Annotated in this window: 13 protein-coding genes; 8 read left to right on the top strand and 5 right to left on the bottom strand. The window is 66.8% G+C overall.

Translation table 11 applies throughout. The annotated features are described in order from the left end of the window. The first annotated feature begins 104 nt into the window (after positions 1-104). The 6 genes from pilB to SNE35_RS07370 are packed head-to-tail and all read left to right on the top strand — an operon-like array spanning position 105 to position 5,594. Positions 105-1,775, top strand: coding sequence for a type IV-A pilus assembly ATPase PilB (pilB, locus tag SNE35_RS07345; RefSeq protein ID WP_320422380.1), 1,671 nt, complete (start codon positions 105-107; stop codon positions 1,773-1,775). 34 nt (positions 1,776-1,809) lie between these two features. After that, positions 1,810-3,030 (top strand): type II secretion system F family protein, encoded by a 1,221-nt coding sequence (locus tag SNE35_RS07350; protein WP_320422208.1) that lies wholly within the window; start codon positions 1,810-1,812, stop codon positions 3,028-3,030. 6 nt (positions 3,031-3,036) lie between these two features. Next, positions 3,037-3,966: a prepilin peptidase gene (locus SNE35_RS07355; protein ID WP_320422209.1), complete on the top strand. Its 930-nt coding sequence runs from the start codon at positions 3,037-3,039 to the stop codon at positions 3,964-3,966. A gap of 13 nt (positions 3,967-3,979) precedes the next feature. Beyond that, on the top strand, positions 3,980-4,615 hold the full coding sequence (gene coaE / locus SNE35_RS07360) for a dephospho-CoA kinase (RefSeq protein WP_320422210.1): 636 nt from the start codon (positions 3,980-3,982) through the stop codon (positions 4,613-4,615). 17 nt (positions 4,616-4,632) lie between these two features. Then, positions 4,633-5,388, top strand: a complete 756-nt coding sequence (zapD, locus tag SNE35_RS07365; RefSeq protein ID WP_320422211.1) for a cell division protein ZapD — start codon at positions 4,633-4,635, stop codon at positions 5,386-5,388. After that, entirely contained in the window at positions 5,385-5,594 is a 210-nt protein-coding gene (locus SNE35_RS07370) for a DNA gyrase inhibitor YacG (RefSeq protein WP_320422212.1), read from the top strand. The genes zapD and SNE35_RS07370 overlap by 4 nt, the downstream gene beginning before the upstream one ends. On the opposite strand, the gene SNE35_RS07375 is transcribed toward SNE35_RS07370, so the two are convergent. The 3 genes from SNE35_RS07375 to tal are packed head-to-tail and all read right to left on the bottom strand — an operon-like array spanning position 5,591 to position 8,783. Beyond that, positions 5,591-6,214 (bottom strand): HAD family hydrolase, encoded by a 624-nt coding sequence (locus SNE35_RS07375; RefSeq protein WP_320422213.1) that lies wholly within the window; start codon positions 6,212-6,214, stop codon positions 5,591-5,593. The genes SNE35_RS07370 and SNE35_RS07375 overlap by 4 nt on opposite strands. After that, positions 6,211-7,833, bottom strand: a complete 1,623-nt coding sequence (gene pgi, locus SNE35_RS07380; protein WP_320422214.1) for a glucose-6-phosphate isomerase — start codon at positions 7,831-7,833, stop codon at positions 6,211-6,213. The genes SNE35_RS07375 and pgi overlap by 4 nt, the downstream gene beginning before the upstream one ends. Beyond that, on the bottom strand, positions 7,830-8,783 hold the full coding sequence (gene tal / locus SNE35_RS07385; protein WP_320422215.1) for a transaldolase: 954 nt from the start codon (positions 8,781-8,783) through the stop codon (positions 7,830-7,832). Before tal ends, pgi begins: the two co-directional genes overlap by 4 nt. 139 nt (positions 8,784-8,922) lie before the next feature. Between tal and zwf the strand changes: the two genes are divergently transcribed. Both zwf and SNE35_RS07395 read left to right on the top strand, forming a co-directional pair. After that, positions 8,923-10,368 carry a glucose-6-phosphate dehydrogenase gene (zwf, locus tag SNE35_RS07390; RefSeq protein WP_320422216.1) on the top strand — a complete coding sequence of 482 codons (1,446 nt, stop codon included), beginning with the start codon at positions 8,923-8,925 and terminating at the stop codon, positions 10,366-10,368. Positions 10,369-10,370: 2 nt separating this feature from the next. Continuing rightward, positions 10,371-11,231, top strand: coding sequence for a MurR/RpiR family transcriptional regulator (locus tag SNE35_RS07395; protein ID WP_320422381.1), 861 nt, complete (start codon positions 10,371-10,373; stop codon positions 11,229-11,231). On the opposite strand, the gene SNE35_RS07400 is transcribed toward SNE35_RS07395, so the two are convergent. Together SNE35_RS07400 and SNE35_RS07405 are read right to left on the bottom strand one after the other, a co-directional pair. Further along, positions 11,219-11,545 (bottom strand): STAS domain-containing protein, encoded by a 327-nt coding sequence (locus SNE35_RS07400; RefSeq protein WP_320422217.1) that lies wholly within the window; start codon positions 11,543-11,545, stop codon positions 11,219-11,221. The genes SNE35_RS07395 and SNE35_RS07400 overlap by 13 nt on opposite strands. A 3-nt stretch (positions 11,546-11,548) precedes the next feature. Next, a complete protein-coding gene (locus tag SNE35_RS07405; protein WP_320422218.1) occupies positions 11,549-12,205 on the bottom strand; it encodes an MlaC/ttg2D family ABC transporter substrate-binding protein in 657 nt (218 codons plus the stop codon). Between the last annotated feature and the right edge of the window lie 14 nt (positions 12,206-12,219).

Raw genomic sequence — 12,219 nt, forward strand, 5'->3', positions numbered from 1 at the left:
GGCGCGCAATTGCCGGGCGCCGTCGGACCAACAGGAACAGCAGCACCATCGTGGAAACCACCCTCGCCGAGCCGCCCCAGTCTGCCCTTTCCGGGGTCGCGCGCATGTTGGTGGCCGCCGGCAAGCTGCAGTCTCGCGCCGCCGAAGACCTGGTCAAGCAGGCGCGCGAAAAGAAGGTCAGTTTCGTCAATGCGGTGATCGCCGCCAGCGCGGTCTCGCCGGTCGACCTGGCGCACACGCTGTCCACCGCGCTGTCGCTGCCGCTGCTGGACCTGGGCGCGATGGATCCGCAGCGCATGCCGCAGAACATCATCGACAGCAAGCTGGCGCAGCAGTACCAGATCGTCGTGCTCGGCAGGCGCGGCAGCCGCCTCTTCATCGGCGGCGCGGATCCGACCGACCAGGAGGTCGTCGAGCGGATCAAGTTCGCCACGCAGCTGTCGCCCGAGTGGGTGATCGTCGAGCACGACAAGCTCTCCAAGTTCCTGCAGGGCAGCGGCACCAGCGCCACCGAGACGCTGGAATCGATGGCCGGCGAGGACTTCGATTTCGACATCGCCGAGGACACGGCGCAGACGCAGCAGGAAGCGCAGGACATCGCGGACGTCGAGGACGCGCCGGTGGTGCGCTTCCTCCAGAAGATGCTGGTCGACGCGATCAATATGCGCGCGTCCGACCTGCACTTCGAGCCCTACGAGTTCCACTACCGCGTGCGCTTCCGCGTCGACGGCGAACTGCGCGAGATCACCCAGCCGCCGGTGGCGATCAAGGACAAGCTCAGCTCGCGGATCAAGGTGATCTCGCGGCTGGACATCGCCGAGCGCCGCGTGCCGCAGGACGGGCGGATGAAGCTGAAGTTCGGCTCCAAGAGCATCGACTTCCGCGTCTCCACGCTGCCAACGCTGTTCGGCGAGAAGATCGTGATCCGTATCCTGGACTCGTCCTCGGCCAAGCTCGGCATCGAAGCGCTGGGCTACGAGAAGATCGAGAAGGAACGGCTGATGCACGCGATCGCCCGGCCCTACGGCATGGTGCTCGTCACCGGCCCGACCGGCTCCGGCAAGACCGTGTCGCTATACACCTGCCTGAACATCCTGAACCAGCCGGGCGTCAACATCTCGACCGTCGAGGATCCCGCGGAAATCAACCTGCCGGGCATCAACCAGGTCAACGTCAACGACCGGGCGGGCATGAACTTCGCGGCTGCGCTGAAGTCCTTCCTGCGCCAGGATCCCGACATCATCATGGTCGGCGAGATCCGCGACCTGGAGACGGCCGACATCGCGATCAAGGCGGCGCAGACCGGCCACATGGTGATGTCCACCTTGCATACGAACGACGCGCCGAAGACGCTGACCCGCCTGCTGAACATGGGTGTGGCGCCGTTCAACATCGCGTCCAGCGTGATCCTGATCACCGCGCAGCGGCTGGTACGGCGGCTGTGCGAGAACTGCAAGCAGCCGGCCGACTACCCGCGCGAGGCACTGCTGCGTGCCGGCTTCGTCGAGGAAGAGCTGGACGGCAGCTGGAAGCCCTACCGCGCCGTCGGCTGCAACAACTGCAATAACGGCTATCGCGGCCGTGTCGGCGTGTACCAGGTGATGCCGGTCACCGAGTCGATCCAGCGCCTCATCCTGTCCGAGGGCACGGCAATCGACATCGCCGCCCAGGCCCGGGCCGATGGCGTGCGCGACCTGCGGCAGTTCGGGCTGGTGAAGGTGCGGGTCGGCGTGACGACGCTCGAGGAAGTGCTTTCGGCGACCAATGTCGACTGAACGAATGATTGATCGATCGATCGGGGAGATCTGAATGGCGACTGGCGCTCTGGCCAAGAACGTGAAGGACTTTGTCTACGAGTGGGAAGGCAAGGACCGCAACGGCAAGATCGTGCGGGGCGAGCTGCGGGCCGGTGGCGAGGCCATGGTCAGCGCCACGATGCGCCGCCAGGGCATCCTGGTCAGCAAGGTCAAGAAGCGTCGCACCAGCGGCGGCAAGTCGATCAAGCCCAAGGACCTGGCCGTGTTCACCCGCCAGCTCGCGACGATGATGCGCGCCGGCGTGCCGCTGCTGCAGTCCTTCGACATCGTCGCCCGCGGGAGCCCGAACCCGAAGCTCACCCGCCTGCTCAACGACATCCGCCAGGACGTCGAGACCGGTACGAGCCTCTCGTCCGCGTTCCGCAAGCACCCGCTGTACTTCGACGCGCTCTACTGCAACCTGGTCGAGGCTGGCGAGGCCGGCGGTATCCTGGAGCAACTGCTGGACCGCCTGGCGATCTACCAGGAAAAGACGGTTGCGCTGAAGAACAAGATCAAGTCGGCGCTGACCTACCCGGTGGCCGTGATGGTGGTCGCCTTCGTCGTCGTCGCGGTGATCATGATCTTCGTCGTGCCGGCCTTCAAGGACGTCTTCAAGTCCTTCGGCGCCGACCTGCCAGCGCCGACGCTGATGGTGATCGCGATGTCGGAGTTCTTCGTCTCCTACTGGTGGCTGATCTTCGGCGTGATCGGCGGCGGCATCTACTTCTTCCTGGAGAGCTGGAAGCGCTCCGAGAAGATGCAGAAGACGATGGACCGGCTGCTGTTGAAGATCCCCATCTTCGGCGACCTGCTCTACAAGTCCGCCGTCGCGCGCTGGACGCGCACCCTGGCGACGATGTTCGCCGCGGGCGTGCCGCTGGTGGAAGCGCTCGATTCCGTCGGCGGCGCCTCGGGCAATGCCGTCTTCGTCGAGGCCACCGAGAAGATCCAGCGCGACGTGTCGACCGGCTCCGCGCTGACGACCTCGATGCAGTCCACCGGCGTCTTCCCGACGATGGTGCTGCAGATGGCCTCGATCGGCGAGGAGTCCGGCTCGCTGGACCACATGCTCGGCAAAGCCGCCGAGTTCTTCGAGGACGAGGTGGACGAGGCGGTGAAGGCGTTGTCCAGCCTGATGGAGCCTTTCATCATCGTGATCCTGGGCACCATCATCGGCGGCATCGTCGTGTCGATGTACCTGCCTATCTTCAAACTCGGCCAAGTCGTCTGATCCTGCATGTCCGCTGAATATCAATGGTTGCTGAGCCCCTGGGCGCTCGGCGTGCTGGGCCTGTGCGTCGGCAGTTTCCTGAACGTGGTGATCCACCGGCTGCCGCTGATGATGCAGCGTGAGTGGCTCGGCGATGCGGCTGCGCAGCTGGCCGATGCCGAGGAACTGGCCGAGGCCACGCAGATGCCGAGGGGGGAGGCCGACAAGCTGGCGCTCACAGCCACGGCACTGTCCCAGCGGATCGAGAAGCTGCCCAAGCTGGGCATCGCCCTGCCCCGCTCGCGCTGCCCGAACTGCGGCCATCAGCTGGGTGCCGGGGAGAACCTGCCGGTGATCGGCTGGCTGCGGCTGGGCGGCAAGTGCGCGTCCTGCAAGAAGCCGATCTCCAAGCGCTACCCGCTCGTCGAGCTGGCCACAGGCATCGCGTTCGCCGCGCTGTCCTGGCGCTTCGGAGCGCAGCCGACGACGCTGCTCTGGTGCGGCTTCGTCGCCGCGCTGATCGCGCTGGCCGGCATCGACTGGGACACGACGCTGCTGCCAGATTCGCTGAACCAGCCGCTACTGTGGGCCGGCCTGCTCGCTTCGCTGCTGGGCTGGAGCGGCGTGCCGCTGGCCGCCTCGCTGATCGGCGCACTGGCTGGTTACTTGTCGCTGTGGTCGGTGTACTGGCTGTTCAAGCTCGCCACCGGCAAGGAAGGCATGGGCTACGGCGACTTCAAGCTGCTGGCGGCGCTGGGCGCCTGGCTGGGCTGGCAGATGGTGCTGCCGATCGTGCTGATGGCCTCGGTGATCGGTGCCGTCGTGGGCATCGCGATGAAGTTCAGCAGCAGCCTGCGCGAGGGCCGCTACGTGCCCTTCGGGCCCTTCCTGGCAGGCGGGGGCGTCGTGGTGCTGTTCGCCGGCCAGCCGATGGTGCTGGGCTGGCTCGGCTGGTAGACCGCGGATGCGGATGCGGATGCGGATCGGTCTGTCGGGCGGCATCGGCAGCGGCAAGAGCACCGTCGCCGGTTTCTGGCGCGAAGCCGGTGCCACCGTCATCGACACCGATGCGATCTCGCGCGGACTGACCGCCACCGGCGGTGCGGCCCTCCCGGCCATTGCGGCCGAATTCGGCCCGCAGCTGATCCGCGCGGACGGCGCGTTGGACCGCGACGCAATGCGCGCCCTGGTCTTCGCGGACGCCGGCGCGAAACAGCGACTCGAAGCAATCCTGCACCCGATGATCAGCGCCGAGACGCAGGCACAAGCCGCGGCGGCAACAACATCGGCCATCGTATTCGACGTGCCCCTGCTGGTCGAAGCCGGCCTGCGCTGGCGCCAGCGCGTCGAGCGCGTGCTCATCGTCGACTGCGCCGAGCAGACGCAACTCGCTCGCGTGATGCAGCGCCCCGGCTGGACGCGCGAGGCGGCCGAGGCGGTGATCCGCCAGCAGGCCCGCCGCGCGCAACGCCGCGCCTGTGCCGACGCCGTCATCGTCAACGACGAAGGACTCACGCTGGCCACCCTACGCTTGCAGGTCCTGGCTCTCGCGCAACGTTGGGGCTGTGGAACAATCGCGGGGATTGGTGCGAGCACGCACCGCTGACCGATTGGGATGCCGCCTTGGTCCTTTACGAGTACCCATTCAACGAGAGCATCCGCACGATGCTGCGCCTGGAGCATCTGTTCGACCGACTGGGTCAACTGATCGCCCGCGACACACCGCTGGACCATCACTTCGCGCTGGTGACGATCTTCGAGATCATGGACGTCTCCTCGCGCGCCGACCTGAAGGCCGATCTGCTGAAGGATCTGGAGCGACACAAGTCGCAGCTGATGGCCTTCCGCGGCAAACCCGGCGTGGCCGAGGCCGTGCTGGACGAAGTGATCGGCCGCATCGACCACGCCTTCAACGGCCTCAACAACGTGCAGGGCAAGGCCGGCGCGGCGCTGACCGGCAACGAGTGGCTGATGAGCATCCGCAGCCGCATCAGTATCCCGGGCGGCACCTGCGAGTTCGACCTGCCGGCCTACTACACCTGGCAGCAGCTGCTGCCGGTGCGCCGCCGCAATGACCTGGTGCAGTGGACGCAGACCTTGATGCCGATGGCCGAGGCGCTGCAGGTGTTGCTGAGCCTGCTGCGCGACTCCGGCGCGCCGCACAAGGTGGCGGCCACGAACGGCCAGTTCCAGCAGAGTCTGGCCGCCGGGCGGGTCTACCAGCTGCTGCGCATGCGCATCGACCCGAGCCTGGGCTTCATTCCGGAAATCAGCGGCCACCGGCTGATGATCTCGATCCGGCTGATGCGTCAGGACGAGGAAGGCCGGTTGAAGCTCAGCCAGCAGGACGTCGGCTTCGAGCTGACGCTGTGCGCATGAAGGCCAACGATTCCGCGGTGAAGCCGCGCATCGTCCGCTGCCCCACCTGCGGCGGCGACAGCGTGTTCGCGCCGAGCAATCTGTGGCGCCCGTTCTGCAGCGAGCGCTGTCGCCAGATCGACCTCGGCGCCTGGGCCAGCGAGAGCTATGCCGTCGAGGCGAAGCCGCCGAGCCCGGACGACGCCGACGAGCCGTTAAGCCACTAGGCGACCAGCGCCATCAGTTGCGGCCGCACGTCGGCCGCCGACTTGAACAGCAGCGCGTCCCAGCCGAGCGCCTTCGCAGCCTCGATGTTCTCGGGATGATCGTCGAGGAACACGCAGTCCTCGGCCTTCACGCCAAAGGTCGCGCAGGCCAGGTCGAAGATCTCCGCACCGGGCTTCACGTGGTTCACGCGGCCTGAGAAGATGCCCGCCTCGAACCAGTCGTGCAGCGGGAAGCTCGTCTCCAGGTGCGTGGCCATCGGCTTGGGCATGTTGGAGAGGAAGAACAGCCGGTGGCCGGCGGACTTCAGCTCCTCGATCAGCTTGACCGTCTCGGCCTGCAGTTCCAGTTCGGCCGGAATCGCGTCGACCACCGCCTGCACCTCCGCGCGCGGCCAGCCGGTGCGCGCGACGATGCGCTCGATCACCTCATCGGCTTCGGCCACGCCACGGTCGAAATCGCCCCAGGCGCCGCGGTAGTTCTCGAAGAACTCCAGCGCCACGGCGCGGCCCTGCTCCTCGTCGGCCGCGCGATGCGGCCAGATGCGGGTCATGAAGCTCGGCGGATGCCAGCGGAACAGCACGCCGCCGAAGTCGAAGACGATGTTTTTCTTTTTGGTCATGCGCGAAGGTGCTTGAGCAGGCCGGCGGTCGAACCGTCCAGGCCGGTGGAATCGCCGGAGGCTAGGCGCGGCAGCAGGCTGTTGCACAGCGCCTTGCCGAGCTCGACACCCCATTGGTCGAAGCTGTTGATGCCCCACAGTGCGCCGGTGGTGAACACGCGGTGCTCGTACAGCGCGATCAGCGCGCCGAGCGAGCTGGGCGTCAAGCGCTCCAGCACCAGCGTCGTGCTGGGCCGGTTGCCGGGGAAGCTGCGGTGGCGGGCGATCGTTTCGGCATCGAGTTCCTGCGAGGCAGTCGGCGCCTTCTCGGCCAGTGCCTCGTCGAAGCGCTTGCCCTGCATCAGCGCCTGCGACTGCGCGAGGCAGTTGGCAAGCAGCTTCTGGTGCTGGTCAGCCAGGCGCTCGGCCAGCTCGCCCTTCACGTGCGCGCCGAAGTTCGGCGTCTTCACTGCGATGAACTCGACCGGGATCACGTCGGTGCCCTGGTGCAGCATCTGGAAGTAGGCATGCTGGCCGTTCGTGCCGGCCTCACCCCAGACGACCGGGCTCGTGCCATAGGGCAAGGCCTGGCCCGCGCGATCCACGCCCTTGCCGTTGCTCTCCATCTCCAATTGCTGGAGGTAGGCCGGCAGGCGGCGCAGGGCCTGGTGATAGGGCGCGACGCTACGGCTGGTGAAGCCGTGGAAGTTGCGATACCAGACGTCGATCAGGCCCAGCAGCACCGGCAGGTTCTGCGCCAGCGGCGCCTGCGCGAAATGCTGGTCCATCGCATGCGCGCCAGCCAGCAGCGCGCGGAAGTTCTCGGAGCCCACGGCAATCGCGATCGGCAAACCGATCACCGACCACAGCGAGTAGCGCCCTCCCACCCAGTCCCAGAAGCCGAAGGTTGTCGTGATGCCGAAGGCGCCGGCCGCCTGCGTGTTGCTGCTGGTGGCGACGAAGTGCTTCGCCACATCGGTGCCACCGTTCGCCAGGAACCAACTCCGCGCGGCCAGCGCGTTGGCCAGCGTTTCCTGCGTCGTGAAGGTCTTGGAGGCGATGACGAACAAGGTCGTCGCCGGGTTTAGCGGTGCCAGCACCGGCGCGATGTCGTGGCCATCGACGTTGGAGACGAAGTGCAGCTTCAGGCCCGGCCGGCCGTAGGCCTGCAGCGCGATGACGACCATCGCCGGCCCGAGGTCGCTGCCGCCGATGCCGATGTGGACGACGTCGGTGAAGCCCTGCTGCGGCACGCTGTCCGCGAAGGCCAGCATGCTCGCCAGCGAGGCCTGCACCTCATCGGTGAACAGGCCCTGGCCCGCCGGGGCGCGCAGTGCCGTGTGCAGCACGGCGCGGCCCTCAGTCAGGTTGATGGGCTCGCCCTTGAGCATCGCATCGCGCTGCGCTTCCAGACCGCAGTCGCGCGCCAGTTGAAGTAGCAGCTCCAGCGTGGCGGCGTCGATGCGGTTCTTCGACAGGTCCGCAAAGACCTCGGGCGCCTGGAAGGACCATTCGGCGAAACGACCGGCGTCGGCCGCGAAGGCCTCGCGCAGGTCGAAGCTCTTGCCGGTCTGGGCGTAGTGCTGTTGCAGCAGGGACCAGGCCGGGCTCTGGTCGCAGCGCGATGCGATGGATGTCATTTGACGAGGCCCTCGATCATCTTGTCGAGCTTGCCGGAGTCGACGGCAAAGGCGCGGATGCCCTCGGCCAGCTTCTCGGTGGCCATCGCGTCCTGGTTGAGCGCGAAGCGGAAGCCCGCTTCGTCGAAGGAGACGCGCGGAATGTCCATGGCCTCGGCGGCCTTGGCATCCAGCGCCTGGGCCAGCGGCGCCTCGGAGCCCTGCAGCTGCGCCAGCAGCTCGGGGCTGATCGTCAGCAGGTCGCAGCCGGCCAGCGCCTGGATCTGGCCGATGTTGCGGAAGCTCGCGCCCATCACCTCGGTCTTGATGCCGTGCTTCTTGAAGTAGTTGTAGATCTGCGTGACCGACTTGACGCCCGGGTCGTTCAAGCCGGCTTGCGCCGCCTCGTCCCAGCCGGCACCGGCGCTCTTCTTGTACCAGTCGTAGATGCGGCCGACGAAGGGCGAGATCAGCTGGATGCCGTTGTCGCCGCAGGCCACCGCCTGGCAGAACGAGAACAGCAGGGTCAGGTTGGTGTGGATGCCGTCGCGCTCCAGCTCGGCGGCCGCCTGGATGCCTTCCCAGGTGGATGCCACCTTGATCAGCACGCGCTCGCGCGAGATGCCGGCGGCCTCGTACAGGCCGATGATGCGGCGGGCGCGGGCGATATTGGCGAGCTTGTCGAAGGACAGGCGCGCATCGACCTCGGTGGACACACGGCCCGGCACGACCTTCAGGATCTCCAGACCGAAACGCACCAGCACCTGATCGACGATCTCGTCGGTCGGCTTGCCCTTGTGCGCGGCCACCACTTCCTCCAGCAGGTGCGCGTAGTCGGGCGACTGCACGGCCTTCAGGATCAGCGAGGGATTGGTCGTCGCATCGCGCGGCGCGAACTGCGCGAGCTGCTTGAAGTTGCCCGTGTCGGCGACGACGGTCGTGAAGGACTTGAGCTGGTCGAGCTGGTTCATGAGTGGCGCTCCTGGGACTGATTCGGGTAAGCCGCAATTATCGTTTGCCAGGATCGGCCGATTGACCGAGCCAAGAAACTGGGGCATCATAATTCGCGTAACTTCGTTACATCAAGCTCTTCCTTCCCGGATTCCAGACATGTCATTCGATCTCGTTTTCTTCGGCGGCACCGGCGATCTGACCTGGCGCAAGCTGATGCCCGCGCTGTTCCAGGCCTTCCGCCACGGTAAGCTGCCCGAAGGCGGCCGCATCCTCGCCGTCGCCCGCGACGAGATGCCGGACGAGCGCTACCGCGAGTGGCTGAAGGAACGCTTCCGTGAGGTCGACGGCTCCAAGCGCCCGACCGACGAGGAATTCGAGAAGTTCGGCGCGTTGCTGCACTACCGCCGCATGGATCTCTCGCAGCCGGAGCACTATCAGAAGCTGAAGGACTGGCTGGAAGAGCGCAACGCCGACACGGCCGTGCTCTACCTCGCCACGAGCCCGCACCTGTTCACGCAGATCTGCGAACAGCTCGGTGCCGCCGGGCTGAACACGCCCAAGATCCGCATCGTGCTGGAAAAACCGCTGGGCCAGGACCTGGCCAGCGCGCAGCAGATCAACAAGGTCGTGCGCTCGGTGTTCCACGAGAGCCAGGCCTTCCGTATCGACCACTACCTCGGCAAGCCTTCGGTGCAGAACCTGATGGCGCTGCGCTTCGGCAACGCGCTGTTCGAGCCGCTGTGGCGCCGCGAGAGCATCGCCAACATCCAGATCACCCTGGCCGAGAGCCTGGGCGTCGGCACGCGCGGCCCCTTCTACGACCAGACCGGCGCGCTGCGCGACATGATCCAGAACCATGCGCTGCAGTTGCTGACGATGATCGCGATGGAGCCGCCGTCCACCAACGACGCCGACGCGATCCGCGACGAGAAGCTGAAGGTGCTGCGCTCGCTGAAGCCCTTCACCGCGGAGAGCGTGGCCCGCGACGTGGTGCGCGGCCAGTACCGCGCCGGCAACGTCGATGGCAAGGCCGTCGTCGGCTACCTGGACGAAGGCAAGATCCCCGCAGAGAGCGAGACCGAGACCTTCGTCGCGCTGCGCACCGAGGTGCAGAACTGGCGCTGGGCCGGCGTGCCCTTCTATCTGCGTACCGGCAAGCGCCTGGCCGCGCGCGACGCGCAGATCGTCGTCAATTTCCGCGAGGTGCCGCACCCGATCTTCCACGGCGCGAACCAGGCGAACCGGCTGATCATCAAGCTGCAGCCGGAAGACGGGCTGGAGCTGCAGTTGCTGGCGAGCAAGGGCAGCGCCAACGGCGAGGCGCTGACGCCGGTGTCGCTGGACCTGGACTTCGACAAGGCCTTCGCAAGTAACCGCGTGGGTGCTTACGAGCGCCTGCTGCTGGACGCCATCGCCGGCCGCCTGAACCTGTTCGTGCGCAGCGACGAGCAGGAGCAGGCCTGGCGCTGGGTCGAGCCGATCCTCGACGCCTGGAAGGACGACGGCATCGGCCCGCGCCACTACAACGCCGGCTCCTGGGGCCCGGCGGCCGCGAGCGCGCTGGTGGCGCGTGACGGCTTCTCGTGGGCTGAAGAGGCATGAGCATTCTGGAACGGGTCAAGGCGGCTTTGCCGGCCCTTCCGCCGGCGGAGCAGCGCGTCGCCAAGCTGCTGCTGGTTGATGCCCGCGCCTTCGCCAGCCTGCCGGTCACCGAGCTGGCGGACCGGGCTCACGTCAGCAAGCCGACGGTCGTGCGCTTCTGCCGCAGCGTCGGCTACGACGGGCTGGCGGACTTCAAGCTGAAGCTGGCCGGCAGCGTCAACGAGGGCGTGCCCTTCGTGCATCGTGCGGTGGACGAGGACGACAAGCCGGCCGAACTGATCGTGAAGGTCGTGGACAACGCGGTCGCGGCACTGCTGCACTACCGCAACGACGCGGCCTCGCACGCCTTCGAGCGCGCGATCGCCGCGCTGGCCGAATCGGCGCGCAACCACCGGCGCATCGAGTTCTACGGTGTGGGCAATTCAGGCATCGTCGCGCAGGACGCGCAGCACAAGTTCTTCCGCCTGGGCATCAACACCTCAGCCAACAGCGACGGCCATGTGCAGCTGATGAGCGCCACGATGCTGGAGCCCGGCGATTGCGCGGTGATCATCAGCAATTCAGGCCGCAGCCGTGACCTTATCGACGCTGCCGAGATCGCCCGCAAGAAGGGCGCGACGACGATCATCATGACCGCCAGCGGCTCGCCGCTCGCGGCGCTGGGCCAGAGCCCGGGCCAGGTCCTGCTGGCCGTCGATCACCCGGAAGACTACGACCGCTACAGCCCGATGGTGTCACGTCTGCTGCACCTGATCGCGGTAGACGTGCTGACCACAGGCGTCGCGCTGCGGCTGGGTCAGAACCTGCGGCCGATGCTGCAGGAGATCAAGAAGAACCTGCGCAGCAAGCGCTACACGAGCTGAGCGGGAGCCGCCTCAGGCCATAGCAGTTCGGCCACGCCGTAGACCCGCGCCAGTTCGCGCAGCTTGGCGGGCACATCGTGCAGCACCAGCTGCACGCCTTCGGCCTTGCACAGGCGCGCAGCGCTCAGCAGCAGGGTCAAGGCCGCGGAATCGAAAGCCTGCAGCTCGGCCAGGCGGATCTCGACCTGCTGGCCGGCGGCGCTGCGCACCTGGGCGGCTTCGGCACGAAGGCCGGCCTCCAGGCGCTTCCACAAGGCCGGTGCGTCGTCCATGCGGACGGCGTCCGGCAGCTTCAGCATCGTCGTCGCCGACATCGATCAGGCAGCCTTCTTGGCCGGGGCGGCCAGCGCCTTCTTGTTCTTGTCGGCCAGCGCCTTGATCAGGCCGTCGATGCCGTTGGCGCCGATTTCCTGGGCGAAGCTGTTGCGGTACTGGTCTGCCAGCCAGATGCCCAGCACGGACACGTCGTAGATCTTCCAGCCGTCGGCCAGCTTCTCGAGACGGTAATCGAGCTGGATAGGGTCGCCGCTACCGCGGATCTCGGTCTTGACGACGACGTCGGTGGCATCGGCCGGCGCGCGCAGCGGCTTCAGCGCGACGGTCTGGTCCTTCACCTGCGTCAGCGCGCCGGCGTAGGTGCGCATCAGCAGGGTCTTGAACTCGTCCTGCAGCTGTTGCTGCTGCGCGGGCGTGGCCTGGCGCCAGAAGCGGCCGACGGCCGACGAGGTCATGTGCTGGAAGTTGACGTGCGGCATCACCTTGGTGTCGACCAAGGCGATGATCTTGCTGACGTCGCCACCCTGGATGGCCTTGTCGCTCTTCAGCGTTTCCAGGATATCGAGGGACAGCTGGCGGATCAGCTGATCCGGCGCCGTGACGTCGGCCGCGTGGGCGGAAACGCTCATCAGCGCACCGAGACCGACGGCCAGCAGGCCGCCGCAAAGGCTCTTGATCAGGCTACGTTTGTTCATCATGGTGTCCATTCATC

This window comes from Roseateles agri, assembly GCF_034043675.1.
In the GTDB taxonomy this organism is placed as follows: domain Bacteria; phylum Pseudomonadota; class Gammaproteobacteria; order Burkholderiales; family Burkholderiaceae_C; genus KK5.